Origin of the sequence: Serratia bockelmannii (assembly GCF_008011855.1) — a bacterium.
GTDB classification, from domain to species: domain Bacteria; phylum Pseudomonadota; class Gammaproteobacteria; order Enterobacterales; family Enterobacteriaceae; genus Serratia; species Serratia bockelmannii.
Window position 1 is genome coordinate 98,488 of sequence record NZ_VOUX01000001.1, and the last position, 16,638, is coordinate 115,125.

Annotated in this window: 17 protein-coding genes; 12 read left to right on the top strand and 5 right to left on the bottom strand. The window is 60.3% G+C overall.

Annotated features, from left to right (window positions below):
- Positions 1-134: 134 nt before the first annotated feature.
- The gene (gene ddlA / locus FOT55_RS00525) at positions 135-1,238 is read left to right on the top strand and encodes a D-alanine--D-alanine ligase (RefSeq protein WP_015377061.1); all 1,104 of its coding nucleotides are present in this window, start codon (positions 135-137) and stop codon (positions 1,236-1,238) included.
- Between the two features lie 34 nt (positions 1,239-1,272).
- Here ddlA and FOT55_RS00530 read toward each other — a convergent pair whose 3' ends face one another.
- Positions 1,273-2,052: an ABC transporter substrate-binding protein gene (locus FOT55_RS00530; protein ID WP_033633826.1), complete on the bottom strand. Its 780-nt coding sequence runs from the start codon at positions 2,050-2,052 to the stop codon at positions 1,273-1,275.
- A 34-nt stretch (positions 2,053-2,086) separates the two neighbouring features.
- A complete protein-coding gene (locus FOT55_RS00535) occupies positions 2,087-3,241 on the bottom strand; it encodes a pyridoxal phosphate-dependent aminotransferase (RefSeq protein ID WP_147822942.1) in 1,155 nt (384 codons plus the stop codon).
- 118 nt (positions 3,242-3,359) lie between these two features.
- Between FOT55_RS00535 and FOT55_RS00540 the strand changes: the two genes are divergently transcribed.
- The 3 genes from FOT55_RS00540 (at position 3,360) to FOT55_RS00550 (ending at position 7,689) form a co-directional block, all read left to right on the top strand.
- The gene (locus FOT55_RS00540) at positions 3,360-4,280 is read left to right on the top strand and encodes a LysR substrate-binding domain-containing protein (RefSeq protein WP_060432645.1); all 921 of its coding nucleotides are present in this window, start codon (positions 3,360-3,362) and stop codon (positions 4,278-4,280) included.
- A gap of 112 nt (positions 4,281-4,392) precedes the next feature.
- On the top strand, positions 4,393-6,690 hold the full coding sequence (gene bglX / locus FOT55_RS00545) for a beta-glucosidase BglX (protein WP_147822943.1): 2,298 nt from the start codon (positions 4,393-4,395) through the stop codon (positions 6,688-6,690).
- 75 nt (positions 6,691-6,765) lie between these two features.
- Complete coding sequence (locus FOT55_RS00550) at positions 6,766-7,689, top strand: DUF7916 family protein (protein ID WP_060432647.1); 924 nt, start codon at positions 6,766-6,768, stop codon at positions 7,687-7,689.
- Between the two features lie 19 nt (positions 7,690-7,708).
- Here the strand turns inward: FOT55_RS00550 and FOT55_RS25545 are convergent, their stop codons facing one another.
- Both FOT55_RS25545 and FOT55_RS25550 read right to left on the bottom strand, forming a co-directional pair.
- Positions 7,709-8,038, bottom strand: a complete 330-nt coding sequence (locus FOT55_RS25545; RefSeq protein WP_238476079.1) for a hypothetical protein — start codon at positions 8,036-8,038, stop codon at positions 7,709-7,711.
- A gap of 56 nt (positions 8,039-8,094) precedes the next feature.
- Positions 8,095-8,307, bottom strand: a complete 213-nt coding sequence (locus tag FOT55_RS25550; RefSeq protein ID WP_238476080.1) for a hypothetical protein — start codon at positions 8,305-8,307, stop codon at positions 8,095-8,097.
- 355 nt (positions 8,308-8,662) lie between these two features.
- Between FOT55_RS25550 and FOT55_RS00560 the strand changes: the two genes are divergently transcribed.
- From FOT55_RS00560 to FOT55_RS00580, 5 genes are all read left to right on the top strand, one after another.
- On the top strand, positions 8,663-9,055 hold the full coding sequence (locus tag FOT55_RS00560) for a hypothetical protein (RefSeq protein WP_025301979.1): 393 nt from the start codon (positions 8,663-8,665) through the stop codon (positions 9,053-9,055).
- A gap of 186 nt (positions 9,056-9,241) precedes the next feature.
- Positions 9,242-10,291: an ABC transporter substrate-binding protein gene (locus FOT55_RS00565; RefSeq protein WP_025301980.1), complete on the top strand. Its 1,050-nt coding sequence runs from the start codon at positions 9,242-9,244 to the stop codon at positions 10,289-10,291.
- A complete protein-coding gene (locus FOT55_RS00570) occupies positions 10,288-11,289 on the top strand; it encodes a FecCD family ABC transporter permease (protein ID WP_147822944.1) in 1,002 nt (333 codons plus the stop codon). The genes FOT55_RS00565 and FOT55_RS00570 overlap by 4 nt, the downstream gene beginning before the upstream one ends.
- Complete coding sequence (locus FOT55_RS00575) at positions 11,282-12,061, top strand: ABC transporter ATP-binding protein (protein ID WP_147822945.1); 780 nt, start codon at positions 11,282-11,284, stop codon at positions 12,059-12,061. The genes FOT55_RS00570 and FOT55_RS00575 overlap by 8 nt, the downstream gene beginning before the upstream one ends.
- Positions 12,054-12,779, top strand: coding sequence for a substrate-binding domain-containing protein (locus FOT55_RS00580; RefSeq protein WP_147823028.1), 726 nt, complete (start codon positions 12,054-12,056; stop codon positions 12,777-12,779). The genes FOT55_RS00575 and FOT55_RS00580 overlap by 8 nt, the downstream gene beginning before the upstream one ends.
- 28 nt (positions 12,780-12,807) lie before the next feature.
- On the opposite strand, the gene FOT55_RS00585 is transcribed toward FOT55_RS00580, so the two are convergent.
- Positions 12,808-13,608: an alpha/beta fold hydrolase gene (locus tag FOT55_RS00585; protein WP_147823029.1), complete on the bottom strand. Its 801-nt coding sequence runs from the start codon at positions 13,606-13,608 to the stop codon at positions 12,808-12,810.
- 238 nt (positions 13,609-13,846) lie between these two features.
- Between FOT55_RS00585 and FOT55_RS00590 the strand changes: the two genes are divergently transcribed.
- The 3 genes from FOT55_RS00590 to FOT55_RS00600 all read left to right on the top strand — a co-directional run bounded on the left by FOT55_RS00590 (position 13,847) and on the right by FOT55_RS00600 (position 16,623).
- The gene (locus FOT55_RS00590; protein WP_187181924.1) at positions 13,847-14,602 is read left to right on the top strand and encodes a CDP-diacylglycerol diphosphatase; all 756 of its coding nucleotides are present in this window, start codon (positions 13,847-13,849) and stop codon (positions 14,600-14,602) included.
- A gap of 168 nt (positions 14,603-14,770) precedes the next feature.
- Positions 14,771-15,295, top strand: a complete 525-nt coding sequence (locus tag FOT55_RS00595; protein ID WP_049208938.1) for a MarR family winged helix-turn-helix transcriptional regulator — start codon at positions 14,771-14,773, stop codon at positions 15,293-15,295.
- On the top strand, positions 15,292-16,623 hold the full coding sequence (locus FOT55_RS00600) for a c-type cytochrome (protein WP_233494384.1): 1,332 nt from the start codon (positions 15,292-15,294) through the stop codon (positions 16,621-16,623). The genes FOT55_RS00595 and FOT55_RS00600 overlap by 4 nt, the downstream gene beginning before the upstream one ends.
- Positions 16,624-16,638 lie beyond the last annotated feature (15 nt).

The window sequence follows — 16,638 nt, forward strand, 5'->3', positions numbered from 1 at the left end:
TACGTTTAGGATGGTCGCGATGTGGCATTCCGTGGCGTAAGAAGATTCTGGCAACAACGATTGCCGCCGCCAGGCAATGCGTTTATTGTGATGAACGACTTTTTTGCCATGATTTTTTCAGAAGGATTTAAGGCGTGACTAAACTACGTGTTGGGGTGATTTTTGGCGGTAAATCGGCGGAGCATGAGGTGTCGCTGCAGTCGGCCAAAAACATTGTGGATGCAATCGACAAAGAGAAGTTTGACGTCACGCTGCTGGGGATCGACAAACAGGGGCAGTGGCACATCAACGACGCCTCCAACTACCTGCTCAACGCCGAGAACCCGGCGCTGATCGCGCTGAACCGCTCGAACAAGAACGTGGCGCTGATCCCGGGCCAGGAAAAACAGCAGCTGATCGAAGCGGGCAGCGCCGGTGCGCTGGGCCAGCTCGACGTCATTTTCCCGATCGTACACGGCACGCTGGGGGAAGACGGCTCGCTGCAGGGGCTGCTGCGCATGGCCAATATGCCGTTCGTCGGCGCCGGCGTGCTCGGCTCGGCGGTCAGCATGGATAAAGACGTGACCAAGCGCCTGCTGCGCGACGCCGGGCTGGCGGTGGCGCCTTTCGTCACCCTGACCCGCGCCAACCGCGCCGGGTTCACGTTTGAGCAACTGAGCGAGCGCCTAGGCCTGCCGCTGTTCGTCAAGCCGGCCAACCAGGGCTCGTCGGTCGGGGTCAGCAAGGTGGAAAACCGCGCCGAGTTTGACGCGGCGGTGGCACTGGCCTTCAGCTTCGATCACAAAGTGCTGGTGGAGTCGGCGATCGTCGGCCGCGAGATCGAGTGCGCGGTGCTGGGGAACGACGATCCGCAGGCCAGCGTGTGTGGCGAGATCGTGCTGAGCGACGCTTTCTACTCCTACGACACCAAATACATCAATGAGCAGGGTGCTCAGGTGGTGGTGCCGGCGGCGATCGCGCCGGAAGTGAGCGACCACATCCGTGAGGTGGCGCTGAAGGCGTTCCGCGCGCTGGAGTGCTTCGGGCTGGCGCGGGTGGATGTGTTCCTGACGCCGGATAACCAGGTGGTAATCAACGAGATCAACACGCTGCCGGGCTTCACCAACATCAGCATGTATCCCAAGCTGTGGGCCGCGAGTGGCGTCAGCTACCAGGCGCTGATCACGCGCCTGATCGAATTGGCGCTGGAGCGCCACCAGCAGGATCGCGCGCTGAACAGTTCGGTGTTCGATCGCTAAACGCGGCAGGGGGCGGCGGTACCGCCCCCGTCCATCACTTCACCGTCACGTCGATATCGCCGAAATACTTCTTCGACAGCGCCGTCACCGTGCCTTGCTGTTTCACTTTGGCGATGGCGGCATCCAGTTTCTTCTTCAGCGCCTCATCCCCTTTACGCAGGCCGAAGGCAATGCCTTCACCGAGGATCTTGTCGTCGCGCACCGCCTCGCCGACGAAGGCGAAGCCCTTGCCGTCCGGCTGCGACAGGAAGCCGCTTTGCCCCGACGGTGCCATCACCAGCGTAGCGTCGAGCCGACCGGCCGCCAGGTCAAGGTAAACCTGATTCTGATCCTGATAAGACACCACGTCCACGCCCGCCGGCGCCCAATGGGTTTTGGCGTAAATCTCCTGAATCGAGCCTTGCAGCACGCCCACGTGTTTGCCCGCCAGCGCTTTGGCGTCCGGCAGCAGGCCGCTGTCGGCCTTGGCGATCAGGCGGTTCGGCACCTGATAGATGGCGTCGGTAAAGGCGATCGCCTGGCGCCGCTGTTCGGTCACGTTCATCGCCGAGTTGATGGCGTCGAACTTGCGCGCCTGCAGCGCCGGGATCAGGCTGTCGAACGAGGTTTCCACCCAGCTGCATTGCAACTGCGCGGCGGCGCACACCGCGTCGCCCAGCTCGATGTCGAACCCTTCCAGTTTGCCGCTGGCGGATTTGGATTCGAACGGCGGATACAGCGCTTCCAGGCCGAAACGCAGGCTGTTTTCCGCCGCCAGAGAAGAGCCGGCGGCCAGCAGGCATCCGGCGGCGAACAGCGTTTTCAAAGCTTTCATAGGCAGTGCCCCTTTCCCATGGTCGGACAAAAAATTACACCTGGCTCAGGCGGCGCGCGCCTTCCAGCAGGGTCTCGTTATCTTTGGAAAAACTCAGCCGAATAAGGCCGGTATCGGTGCCGTCGCTGTAGAACGCCGACAGCGGGATCGTCGCCACCTTCGCTTCGCGGATCAAGCGCACGGCGAAATCATTGTCGCTTTCGTGGCTGAAGCCGCTAAAGCGGGCCAGCATGAAGAAGCTGCCGCTGCTGGGCAGCAGCTCAAAGCGCGAATCCTGCAGGGCGCTGGCCAGCAGATCGCGCTTTTGTTGGTAAAACGCCGCCAGCCCCAGGTAGCTCTGCGGATTGGCGAGCGCGGCGGCGAAGGCGTGCTGCATCGGCGTATCGGCGGAGAACACCATGAACTGGTGCACCTTGCGGATCTCGTCCATCAACGCCGCCGGCGCCAGGCAATAGCCAACGCGCCAGCCGGTGACGTGGTAGGTTTTGCCGAACGACGAGACGATCACGCTGCGTTCGGCCAGCTGCGGATAGCGCGCCATGCTGTGGTGAATATCGCCGTCGAACACCACATGCTCGTAGACCTCGTCGGACAAGATCACGATATCGGTGTCGCGGGTCAGGGCGGTCAGGCGGTCGATATCCTGCGCGTCGAACACCGCGCCGGTCGGGTTGTGCGGCGTGTTGACGATGATCATGCGCGTTTTGCCGTTGATGGCGGCGGCCACTTCGTCCCAGTCGACGCGAAAGTCCTGCAGCGACAGTTTGATCGCCACCGGCGTGGCGCCCTGCAGGCGCACGATCGGCGCATAGCTGTCGAACGCCGGTTCGAAATAGATCACCTCGTCGCCGGGATGCACCAGCGCGCTGATCGCCGAGTACAGCCCTTCGCTGGCGCTGGCGATCACCGTGATTTCTTCGTCGGCGTCATAGCGCGCGCCATACAATCGTTCAGCTTTTTCCGCCAGAGCAGCACGTAATGCCGCCACGCCGCTCATCGGCGCGTATTGGTTATGACCTGCGCGCATGGCTTGTGCCGTTGCCTCGATCAGCTGCGGGTCTCCGGCGAAATTGGGCGCGCCCTGCGACAGGTTGAGGGCCTGATGTTCGGCGCTGAGTTGGCCAATGACGGTGAAGATGGTGGTGCCGACGTCCGGCAGCTTCGAGCGGGGTGAGCAGGCGCTCTGCATGATGGGCTCCAGGCAAACAGGGAAGTGTTGAACGATTAAGCATCAGCCGGCGTAGGCGGACAAGGGAAAGTTTGTCATACTTGCCATGCACTACGATCATACCTAATCGAGGCACGCTATGCCGATATCCCTGCCGTCGCTCGACGTGTTGAAAACCTTTGTGGTGGTGGCGCAACGCCTCAACTTTACCCATGCCGCCCGGCAGCTGCACCTGACGCAGGGGGCGGTCAGCCGGCAAATTCTCGGGCTGGAACAGCGTCTGGGCTATCCGCTGTTCAGCCGTCAGGCGCGCGGTTTGGCGCTGACGCCGCAGGGCGCGCAGCTGCTGGCGCCGGTGCAGCAAGCGCTGGGGCAGTTGGATGAAGCCCTGACGCGGGCCGCCGCCCCGCCAGGGGCGCTGCGCATCAAATGCCCGACCTGCGCCATGCGTTGGGTGCTGCCGCGCATTATTCGCCTGCAAAATGAACGGCCGGACATGCATATCGAGCTGACCGCTTCGGTGTCGCACGGCCTGGATTTCAGTACCGAGCAGTTTGACGCCGCGGTGGTATTCGGCCGGCCGCCGGGTAAAAAGCTGACCGCGCACCTGCTGTTCGATGAAATCCTCACGCCGGTCTGCACGCCGACATTTTTGCCGCCGACGCCTCGGCTGACGGACTTGACGGACAAAACCCTGCTGCACCCGACGCGCGATCGGCGCGACTGGCTGCGCTGGCTGAAGGCAGCGGGCGCCGATGCGTTGCCGTCCGGCAAGGCCCAGCATTTTGATACCCTCGATCTGGCGATGAGCGCCGCGCTGCAGGGGTTTGGCATCGCCATCGGCGATCTGTGCCTGCTGGAGGAGGATATTCAGGCGCAGCGTATCGTGACGCCGTTCCCGCTCTGCGTCAGCAGCGGCGCGGCCTATTATTTGGTCTATCCTGAACGCACGGTGGCGCCGCCGACGTTAACCGCGCTGGTCGATTTTCTGGCGGCGGAGGCCGCCGACAGCCGCGCCCGGCTACAGAATTACCTGCCGATGACCTGTAATGCTTTGTAAACATTAGCGATGCGAATTCCCTTGGCGATGAAACAGAGTGTGGCAAACTGTTTCTTCACTCCGATTAAACCCCGCGGCTTTAGCGGCGGAAACACGCCTGAGATAAAACAAGATGAAATGGCTTTGTGTGGTGAGTATGTTGTCCGGTCTGGCCCTCAGTCCGGCTTTTGCGCAGGAAACGCCGATAACGCAGGGCATTCACGCCCAGCAGCGCGACGCCTTCGTGTCCAATTTGATGAAGCAGATGACGCTGGAAGAGAAGATTGGCCAGCTGCGGCTGATCAGCGTCGGGCCGGATAACCCGAAAGAAGCGATCCGCGAGGGGATCCGCAAAGGGCAGATCGGCGCCATCTTCAATACCGTCACCCGGCCGGATATCCGGGTGATGCAAGATCAGGCGATGCAGCTCAGCCGCCTGAAAATCCCGTTGTTCTTTGCCTATGACGTGGTGCACGGCCAGCGCACCGTGTTCCCGATCAGCCTGGGACTGGCGGCCAGCTTCGATCTGGAAGCCATCGCGCTCAGCGCCAGGGTCGCGGCGCAAGAGGCCAGCGATGACGGCCTGAACATGACCTTCGCGCCGATGGTCGATATCACCCGCGATCCGCGCTGGGGCCGGGTCTCCGAAGGCTTCGGCGAAGACACCTGGCTGGTCTCGAAAATCGCCAAGGTGATGGTTGACGGTTTCCAGAACGGCGATCCGGCCAAACCCGGTTCGGTGATGGCCAGCGTCAAGCACTTTGCATTGTACGGCGCCGTCGAAGGCGGACGCGATTACAACACCGTCGACATGAGCCCGCTGCGCATGCATCAGGACTATCTGCCGCCTTACAAAGCGGCGGTGGACGCCGGCAGCGGCGGGGTGATGGTGTCGCTCAACGCGATCAACGGCGTGCCGGCCACCGCCAACCCGTGGCTGCTGAAAGATCTGCTGCGCGAGCAGTGGGGCTTTAAAGGCATCACCATCAGCGACCACGGCGCGATTAAGGAACTGATTAAGCACGGCGTGGCCGCCGACGCGCGCGACGCGGTGCGCCTGGCGATCACCTCCGGCGTCGACATGAGCATGAGCGACGAGTTCTACGACAAATACCTGCCGGGCTTGGTGAAAGACGGACTGGTGTCTGAAAGCGATATCGACCGCGCCTGCCGCGACGTGCTGAACACCAAATACGACATGGGGCTGTTCACCAATCCTTACGTGCATCTGGGCCCGGCGGGTTCCGATCCGCAGGACACCAACGCCGAAAGCCGCCTGCACCGCGCCGAAGCGCGGGTGGTGGCGCGCAAGACGATGGTGCTGCTGAAGAACGATAAGCAGACGCTGCCGCTGAGCAAGCAGGCGACCATCGCGCTGGTCGGGCCGATGGCCGACAGCCAGCGTGACGTGATGGGCAGTTGGTCGGCCGCCGGGGTGGTCAAGCAGTCGGTCACCCTGCGTGAGGGGCTGGAGCGGGCGGTGGGCGACAAGGCGCGCATTCTGTACGCCAAGGGCGCCAACGTCACGCAGGATAAAGGCATCATCGACTATTTGAACGAGTATGAGCCGGCGGTGGCGTTCGATACCCGTTCGCCGCAGCAAATGATCGACGAAGCGGTACAGGCGGCGAACAAGGCCGACGTGGTGGTGGCGGTGGTGGGGGAATCGCAGGGTATGGCGCACGAGGCCTCCAGCCGCGCCGACATCACGATCCCGCAGAGCCAGCGCGATCTGATTGCCGCGCTGAAAGCCTCCGGCAAGCCGCTGGTGCTGGTGCTGATGAACGGCCGGCCGCTGGCGCTGAGCTGGGAGAGCGAGCAGGCGGACGCGATGCTGGAAACCTGGTACAGCGGCACCGAGGGCGGCAACGCGGTGGCGGACGTGCTGTTCGGCGATTACAACCCGTCGGGCAAGCTGCCGATGACCTTCCCGCGCTCGGTCGGCCAGATCCCAATGTACTACAACCACCTGAACACCGGCCGGCCGTTCGGCAAGGAGAATCCGGGCAAGTACACCTCGCGCTACTTCGATTCGCCGAACGGCCCGCTGTATCCGTTCGGCTACGGCCTGAGCTACACCACCTTCAGCCTGTCGGACCTGAAATTGTCCAGCCCGACGATGGCGCGCAACGGCAAGTTAACCGCCAGCGTCACGCTGAAGAATACCGGCAAGTACGACGGCGCCACGGTGGTGCAGCTGTATCTGCAGGACGTGACCGCCTCGGTCAGCCGCCCGGTGAAAGAGCTGCGCAACTTCAAGAAAGTGACGCTGAAGGCCGGTCAGTCGCAGCAGGTTGAGCTGCCGATTAGCGAAGACGATCTGAAGTTCTACAACGCCAGCCTGAAATGGGGGGCGGAGCCGGGCAAATTCAACGTGTTCGTCGGCCTGGATTCCGACAACGTGCAGGCGCAAAGTTTTACGCTGAAGTAACCTTTTCCCCCTCTTTCACTGCGGTGGGAGAGGGGGCATCCATCCCTTTCCGCTAACGTCACCGGAGCTTGCCTCATGAAACGCTATCTGGACTGCAGCGCCAGCGATCTGGCCGATATCGGCAAAGCCGATCTGCTCTATGCCATCCGCGCCAGCGAAGGGCGCATCTTGGTCAGCGAAACCATCGCGGTCACTCAGCCGCTGCTCAATAACGTCACCAACGCCGAGCTGGCGGCCAGCCAGGGCGCCGACCTGCTGCTGTTGAACCTGTTCGACGTCGATCGTCCGCATATCGCGGGCCTGCCCGCCGACGTGCCGCCGCAGGAGGCGCTGCGCACGCTGCAGCGCCTGACCGGGCGGGTGATCGGGGTGAACCTGGAGGCCGTCGATCCGGCTTTCGCCACCGAACATAACGACTTCTGGCAGATGACGGCGGGCCGCGCCGCCACCGCCGAGAATGCCCGCAAGCTGTATCAGCTCGGCGCGCGCCTGCTGGTGCTGACCGGCAACCCGAACAACGGCGTCAGCAATCAGGCGATCGCCGCCGCGCTGAAAGCGATTCGCGATGAAGTGGGCGACGAGATGGTGCTGGTGACCGGCAAGATGCACGGCGCCGGCATTGTGCGCGAAAGCGGCAGCCAGCTGATCGGCGAGCAGGACATCGCGCTGTTTGTGGAAAACGGTGCCGACATCGTGCTGTTGCCGGCGCCGGGCACCATTCCCGGCATGTCGCAGGAAAAAGTGGCGGCGCTGATCGCCTATGCCCAGCGGCAGGGAGCGCTGGCGATGACGGCGATCGGCACCTCGCAAGAGGGGGCCGACGTGCAGACCGTGCGGCAGATTGCGCTGATGAGCAAAATGGCCGGCGCGGACCTGCACCATATCGGCGATACCGGCTATCTGGGGCTGGCGCTGCCGGAAAACATCTTCGCCTACAGCGTGGCGATTCGCGGCGTGCGCCATACCTACAGCCGCATGGCGCGTTCGGTGAACCGCTAAGCCTGGGTTTTTTGCGCCGTCACGATGCTGTAGTAGCCGAGCGACGGCAGTAATTGAGCAGGCCCGACGCCGACGTCGAGCAGTTGGTCGGCGATATCCAGCGCCGAGCGAGGGGGGGGCAGCGCGGCCAAACGCTGGCCGATCCCACGCTCAGGCTGGGTATGGCGTGGGTAAAACGCCGCATTCTGTCGGCGTCGAGCGTATGCGCTTCGAACAGCTCCTCCTCGTCGTAGGTCGGCGAGGTATTTTTTCTGATGGCGTTTTCCAGGTTTTTCAGCGAGAAAATCTCCCTGTTTTCAATCATCAAATCCCAAAAATAACCGAAGTAATGTGGGTTGTTTTTTAACAAAAAGGTTTCCGCTTCCGGCTAGAGAGAGAATGTATCGCCGTCTCTGGCGATCAATTTCAATGCCAATAGCGCCATGGCCAACGTTTCCGCTGGGCGTCTTTCCAGATTGGCCTGAGTGCATATATTGGCCAGGCTGCGGGGGGCTGAGCAATAAACTCAAAGATGCCCAAGCGGTGCGCAATAAGCACCGCCGGATAAAGATATAAATTCATCGTGATATCGAGAAGGGTTTTATCGTCGCATTGCGGCGGCCGGACGGAAGGGTTCATGCGAATCCCCTTTCACTATGGCATGGCGCGTCTTAACAGGCTATGCCACGCCGGGGGGGATTGGCAAAGTGCGGAACGTGATTGACCGCGGGCCAACGATTTCGTTACGAATAATTCCATAATGAGACTATTTTAAATTTGAATTGAGCGCGGTCAATGTCGAACGTAAAAAACTGACGCTGGGAGGAGGTAATAACCCCACCATGCGTTTTTATTTTATTAGGCGCTAACTTAACCACAGTTATTAACGCGTTAGTGTTGTGTTAATCTAGGGCGCCGTTATATCTTACCGGCATTCACATTTTTTTTGTGAATAATTAAAAATTAACTACTTCATTATTAAAACGAGATAACAATGAAAAAGAGCATTCTGACCGGCATGATTGCCGCGACTCTGGGCCTGTTTAACACCGCCAATGCCGAAGGGATGGATCCTGCCGCGTTGAAGAACGTCTATGACATCACGCGTAATACCGCCGGGCTGATGTCCTACTGCGTCGATAAAGGTTTCCTGAAAGCGGAGAGTATCGACAACGCCAAGAAAATGGTGGCCTACGTGGCGGCTATTCCGGGCGGCGTTGATACCCGCGATGGCGACAAGCGTGAAGCGATGGGCCGTGAAGGCAATGTGCTGAACGACGACGGCAAAGTGGTCGCGTTGGAGAAGGAAGCGCCGCAGGGGCTGCAGGCGTGGTGTCAGCAGGCTGACGAAGGGATCCGCCAGGGCCTGACGTCTATCGGCCAATAAGCGCTTTTCACGCGCTCGTTCTGGTTTTCAGGATCTGCCGGCGTTCCGGCGGATCCGCTTCTTTCCCATCGTTATCTCCTCGTTTTTCTTCCTGCATACATGGCATAGGGTTTGATCTCGCTGATTGTTTCGCCATGCCCATCGCTATATTATTAGATATATAACGATAATCAACCGGTCACTGCCATGTTTAACTTTCTCCCGCGCCTGATGCTGGCGCTCGCGTTGTTCTCTACCGCCGCCCTGGCGGATCGCCAGGTCACCGATCAGCTCAACCGTCAGGTCACGCTGCCCGATCACATTACCCGTGCCGTGGTGCTGCAACACCAGACGCTGAACCTATTGGTGCAGCTTGATGCGATGCCGCAGGTGGTCGGCGTGCTTAGCAGTTGGAAAAAGCAGCTGGGGCCAAACTACCTGCGGCTGGCACCGACGCTGGCAACCCTGCCGATGCCGGGCGATCTGACTTCGGTGAATATTGAAAGCCTGCTCGGCCTGCATCCACAGGTGGTGTTTGTGGCCAACTATGCGCCGCCGGAAATGATTGCACAGATCGAACGGGTGGGCATTCCGGTGGTGGCTATCTCGCTGCGCCGCGAGGCGGCCGATCAGGCGGGCAAAATGAACCCTCAACTGAGCGATGAAGATCGGGCCTATACGCTGGGGCTGCAGGACGGTATTCGGCTGATTGGCGAGGTGATGGAGCGTCAGCCTCAGGCCGAAGCGCTGATTAAGGACGTCACTCAGCAGCGTGCCCTGGTCGCCGAACGGCTGGGCACGCTGCCGGACGATCGGCGGGTGCGGGTGTATATGGCCAACCCCGATCTCACCACCTACGGTGCCGGCAAATATACCGGGTTGATGATGCGGCACGCGGGTGCGCTCAACGTGGCGGCGAAAGAGATCCAGGGGTTTAAACAGGTCTCTATCGAGGATGTCCTGAAGTGGGATCCGGCGGTGATTTTCGTGCAAGAACGCTACCCGGACGTGGTGAAACAGATCCTGACGTCACCGCAGTGGCAGCCGATTGACGCGGTGAAGAATAAGCGGGTCTACCTGATGCCGGAGTACGCCAAGGCCTGGGGATATCCGATGCCGGAGGCGATGGCGTTGGGTGAGTTGTGGATGGCGAAAAAACTTTACCCGCAGCGTTTTGCCGATATCCATCTGCAGCAGCGGGTCGATACTTACTATCAACGCTATTACCGCGCCACCTGTTGCCAGAGCGGGCAATGAAGCTGGGTTGGCTGGCGCTGCTGACGCTGTGCTGCGCGCTGTTTTCGCTCGGCGTTGGCCGCTTTCAGGTGCCGATTACGCACAGCCTGATGATTTTGCTGGAGCCATTCACCGGGCAGCATTATGCCGGCATCGATGCTGTCCAACGCCAGGTGATCCTGGGGGTGCGCTTGCCGCGGGTGCTGTTGGCGATGGGCGCCGGCGCGGCGCTGGCCATGTGTGGCGCGGCTTTGCAAGGCGTCTTTCGCAATCCGCTGGTCGATCCGCATATTATCGGCGTGTCTTCCGGCGCGGCCTTTGGCGGTACGCTGGCTATCCTGCTCAGCCTGCCGTTGGCGGCGCTGCTGCTGTCGGCTTTTGTTTTCGGCATGGCGGCACTGCTGTTGATTTTCACCCTCACCAGCGTCATTGCACGGCGCAATATTCTCTCGTTGGTACTGGCGGGGGTGATCCTCAGCGGTTTTTTCTCCGCCTGCGTTAGCCTGATGCAATATCTGGCGGATACCGAAGAGAAGCTGCCGAGCATCGTGTTTTGGCTGCTCGGCAGCTTTGCCACCGCCGATCGGCAAAAGCTGCTGATGCTGTTTTTACCTTTACTGTTGGCCGGCGGTCTGCTGCTGGCGCTGCGCTGGCGCATCAATCTGCTGTCGTTAGGCGATGAAGATGCCGGTGCGCTCGGCATCAACGTTGAGCGTACCCGCTGGCTGATACTGACGCTGTGTACCGCCATCGTGGCCGCTCAGGTGGCGGTCAGCGGCAGCATCGGGTGGGTCGGCTTGGTGATCCCGCACGTCGCAAGACGACTGGTGGGGCCGGATCACCGGCGCCTGTTGCCGGCTTCGCTTTGCCTGGGCGCCCTGTACATGCTGTTGATCGACGATTTGGCGCGCACGTTGAGCAGCAGCGAAATCCCGCTGGGCATTTTGACTGCGCTGATTGGCGCGCCATTGTTCGCACTGCTGCTGCGCCGCGCGCAAGTGAGAGGCTGGCATGACTGACACGTTATTGGCCGCCAAGGGCGTGAGTTTTGCCTGGCCTGGCGGGCCCCCGCTGTTCCAACACCTGGAGATTCAGCTGCGGCGCGGTGAAGTGCTGGCGGTATTGGGCCCGAATGGGCGCGGTAAAAGCACGCTGCTGCAGCTGCTGTTAGGCAGCCTGACGCCGCAATCCGGCGAGATTGAGCGCCGCGGCGAGATAGGCTTTGTCCCGCAGCACTTTTCGCCGCCGTTTGCCTATCGGGTGCTGGATATCGTGTTGATGGGGCGAGCACGCCATGTTGGCCTGTTCCGTTCCCCGTCAGCCAAGGATCATCGGCTGGCCAGAGAAGCGTTGCAGTCGTTGGATTTACAGCACCTGGCAGAGCGTGAGTTTGGCAGCCTATCCGGCGGCCAACGCCAGTTGGTGATGATCGCCCGCGCATTGGCGATGCGCTGCGAGGTGTTGATTCTGGATGAACCGACTTCGGCGCTGGATCTGCATTACCAGGATCGGGTATTGAGCCTGATGGCGCGCCTGGCGCGGGAACAGCAGTTGGCGGTGGTGTTCTCCACGCATCAGCCCAACCATGCACATGCGGTGGCGGATCGGGCTTTGCTGCTGGGCAAGGAAGGGCGCAGCCAGCTCGGTGCCTGCCGCGAGGTGTTAACGGCACATTCCCTGTCACCCTTATTCGGCCTGGCGATCGAACGGGTGCCGCTGACGGTGGCGGGCCGCCGCTACGCGACGCTGGTGCCGCTGTATCGCAGCCAATTGGAGCGACATGATGAGTGATATCCTGCTGTTTGCCGCCGGCAGCCTGCGGCTGGCGTTTACGCCGCTGCTGTCGGCATTTCAGCGCGACACCGGGCAAAAGGTTTCGGCGGAATTCGGCCCGGCGGGGTTGTTGCGCCAACGGATAGAGAACGGCGAGCGGCCACAGCTGTTCGCCTCGGCCAACATGGCGCACCCGCAAAGGTTGGCGGATCTCGGGATGGCGGGGGCGGTGCAGGTTTTTGCGCGCAATCGGCTCTGCGTGACGGTTCGCAACGTGCCGGCATTAACTGAGCGTCCGCTTCCTGAGGTATTGTGCGATCCGCGCTGGCGGCTGGCCACTTCGACACCGGGAGCGGATCCTTCCGGCGATTATGCGCTGCAGCTTTTTGAACGCTGCGAGCAATACTGGCCGGGGCAGGGGGAAGCGCTACGACGGCGGGCGTTACCGTTAGTCGGCGGGATAGATTCTGCCCCGGTGCCGGCAGGCCGACTGGCGGCGGAATATCTGATAGCCGGCGGGCAGGCAGATATTTTTCTCGGCTACGGCAGCTATGCGCCGGCGTTGGCGGCCTACCCGGCGTTGGCGGTGCGGCCGCTGGCGCCACCGTTGGATATCGAGGCGGATTATGGTTTATGCCTGTTGGATGACGGTGCGCAGCGGTTGGCCGCATTTATCTTGAGCGAACAAGGGCAGGGCATACTGAGCCGACACGGATTTATGCGGCGTACGGAATGACTCGCCGGGCCTGGCGGCCCGGAGAATCTTACCAGAACAGCGGCGTGGTGTTTTCAGCCAGAAATGCCAGCAGCGTTTCGTTGACCGCCGCCGGGTTTTCCTTGTTGCTGATATGCCCGGCGTTGGGGATCAGCACATGTTGGCAGCCGAGAAGATCCGCCATGCGCTGGCCCTCTGCCGGTGGGCGCGGCTTATCCTGTGCGCCGGTAATGACGATGCTGGCGGCGGAGATGTGTTCCAGCAGCGCCAGCTTGTCGGGGCGGCCAAAGATCATCCGGCCCAGCGGTACGATGCTCTCGCGCAGGCGATCGGCAGGCAGGTTCTGGAGCTGACACAACAGCGATTGCAATAAGGCATCGGGGACATCATCGGAATAAAACAGCGACGCGACATGTTCCAGCAGGGGCGACGTGATGGCGCCGGCCTGTTCAACGGCCGCCAGCATGCCCATATAACGCTGCCGCGCTTCTGGGGTTTCGTCGCCCAGGTAGCTGTCCAGCAACGCCAGCACTTTCACCCGCTCCGGCGCCAACGCCGCCAGTTCGGCGCCCCACATGCCGCCGACGGACAGGCCGACGATGCCGAACTCTTCAATATCCAAATGATCCATCAGCGCCAAATGATCGGCGGCGATATCCGACAGGCTGTTTCGCCCGGGCGGCAGCGCCGGTGAATCGCCGTGGCCCCAGAGATCCGGCACGATCAGGCGGTAGCGTTTAGCCAGCGCTTCGAACTGCGGCGCCCACATATTCAGATCGAACAGATAGCTGTGGCCCAACAGCAATGGAAAGCCTGAACCTACGTCGAGATAATGCAGGGATTTGCCCATTGTTGGCATCTTATCGGTTCCTTATATAAAAAGAGTCCCGGCTGCTTATATCACACTCATATTCAACCCACGGTATTAATTTACCTTAAATTACTCAGGTGGAAGCTTATTTTTAATTATCCATTGCTAACAAGACGTCAATGAAAGGTGACATTAAGGATAATATTCTGGTCGACGCCAGAGCCTTGGTTTATGCTGGCGCCCCTTTCGAGATGGAATAGATAAACAGGGTGTTGCGATGAAAAGACTTTTCAGACTATTAATTATTTTGCTTGTCATTTTGCTGCTGGCGGCGGTGCTGTGGTGGTTCTTCGGGCGTGGTAATCCGAATGCGCTGTGGCAAATCGTCAGCCAACAGTGCGTGCCCAATCAGCAGCAGAACAACGATCCGGCGCCCTGCTTAAAGGTAGATTTAACCGAAGGTTATGTGTTGTTTAAGGACAGCAAAGGCCCCTATCACGACCTGGTGATGCCAACCGAAAAGGTCAGCGGCATCGAGAGCCCGGCATTGCAGACGGAGCACGCGCCGCCTTATTTCGCCCAGGCGTGGAATAACCGGGAACATATATCCAGCGAGTTGGGTAAACCGCTAAAAGATGCGTGGCTTTCTCTGGCGGTCAATTCGGAATATGGTCGCTCTCAGAATCAGCTGCATATTCACGTTGCCTGCCTGCGTCAGGATGTCTATAACGCGCTGGGGCAGCAGGCGGAGCAATTAGATCAACAGTGGCGCCCGCTGGCGGTGAAATTGGTCGGCCACCACTATCTGGCCAGAAAATTGGCGGGCACCGATTTAACTCAGGAAGATCCTTTCCGTTTACTGCACAACTATGTGGTCGAGCAGGGCGACAGCATCGGCAATTATGGCCTGGCGCTGGCGGTCAGCCCACAGGGCGAGATGCTGCTGTTGGCGAACCGTTTGAAGCTGACCGATCTCAACCTGGGCTCGGCCGGTGAAATTCAGGACTACCGGTGCGAGGTGGCGGGGAACTGAATTTTTCTTATCGCTCCCCGTCGTGGGGGAGTGTATGCCGTGCGATACGAACTAACCAAATGTATTAACTCGTTTTTACTTTATTTTCCCTCATCTGCTTGATCCTGTTCTCATGTTCGATCTACTATTTGTTTGCACAAGCAAATAAATAATCGAGAGCAATCCGATATGCCACAACCACGTAAACTCCCTGCTGCGCTGGGCATCCATCTGGATGTGACCAATCGCCTGTGGCGCACGGCGATGGACCAGTCGGTGAAAATGACCAATCTGACGCGTCCGCACTGGCTGGCGTTAAGTGCGATTGCCGACTTGGGGGAGGGCTGCACATTGAAAGACGTTTCGCAGCATTTGAACGCCGAAGTCTCGACGATGTCGCGCGCGCTGCTGTTTCTGGAAAAAAATCGGCTTATCGCTCGCGATGCTCTGTCCGAAGATAAGCGCGCCAAAGGCGTGAGAATGACCGAGGCCGGGCAGGAGATGCTGGCGCAGTTGGATCATTCCAGCCAACAGGCGCGGCAAAAGCTGCTTAGCGGTATTTCGGCCGACGATCTGGAGGCTTTTTACCGCGTATTGTTTGGCATCAAACATAACGCGATAGCGATGCTCGAACAGGACAATCTGTTGCCGGACGAGTTTGCGCTGTTGGCGGAGGAGCGAGCGGGGGCGATGAAGCCGGAAGGTGAAGCGTGAACGGCCGCTGGCGGAGAGCACAACAGCGGTGCGTTATCGCGTTGGGGATCTTCTCCTGCTCGGTCTTCGCCAGCCAGAATGACCAACAGGTCATCGCACGGGGAAAATATCTGGCTACCGCCGCAGATTGCGCGGCTTGTCACCGCGGCAGCGCCCAACAGGACGCCCCCTATGTCGGCGGTTATGCCATCGCTTCGCCGATGGGCGACATCATCGCCAGTAATATCACGCCCGCCAAAGGAACCGGCATTGGCGACTACAGTGAACCGGAGTTTCGCCGCGCCTTAACGCAGGGCATTCGGCGGGACGGTCAACCCTTGTATCCCGCCATGCCCTATACCGCTTATCAGGGGTTGAGCGATGACGATCTGCACGCGTTGTATCGCTATTTTATGGCCGGGGTCGCACCGGTCGATCGTGCGGTGCCTGAGACCCAACTGAGGTTCCCTTTTTCCTGGCGTTATGCGATCCACGGCTGGAACTGGCTGTTTCTGAAAAAAACGCCCGTCGATGCAGACGAGAAGAAGGCGCGTGGTCGCTATCTGGTGGATGTGTTGGGGCATTGCTCGGCGTGTCACAGCCCACGTAATGGGATGATGGCTGAACGCGACGATCGCTACCTAGCGGGCGGGGAGGCAGGCGGTTGGATCGCGCCGAATATCACCTCGGATCCCGTGAGCGGCATCGGCGGCTGGAGCCGGGAAGAATTGGTGCAGTATCTGCGAACCGGGCGCAATGACAAAGCCCAGGCGGCCGGCGGCATGGCGGAGGCGGTGGAGCATAGCCTGCGTTTCCTGAGTGACGATGATCTCGACGCTATCGCCGATTGGCTTAAACAAACGCCGCCGATCGTCACCGTACAAGGAACGAAAGCGGCCTATCACTATCAGGGAGGCGGCCAAGGCGACCCTGCTGGGCAGGCGCTGTATGCCGCTGCCTGCGCCAGCTGCCATCGCCTGGGCGGCGAGGGGGCTTACGACGGCCATTTCCCTTCTTTGACGCACAACTCCACCGTAGGCAGCGAGCAGGCCAATAACCTGATCATGGTGATGCTGCATGGCGTGCAGCGCCAGGGGGAGACGCTGCAGACCTGGATGCCGGGGTTCGCCGATAGCCTGGATGACCGGCAACTGGCCGAGTTGGGCAATTACGTATTGCAGCAATTCGGCAATCCGGCGGTCAGGATAACGCCGGAGCAAGTGGCTCTGCAGCGGGCGGGCGGTGAAAAACCGTTGTTGATTGCGTCATTGCCTTATGTGTTCTGGGGCGGCGTATTGCTGGTATTGATCGTCATTGGGGCGTGGGTGAAACGTCGGGTGAAGCATTGATCCAAGAGAGGATGG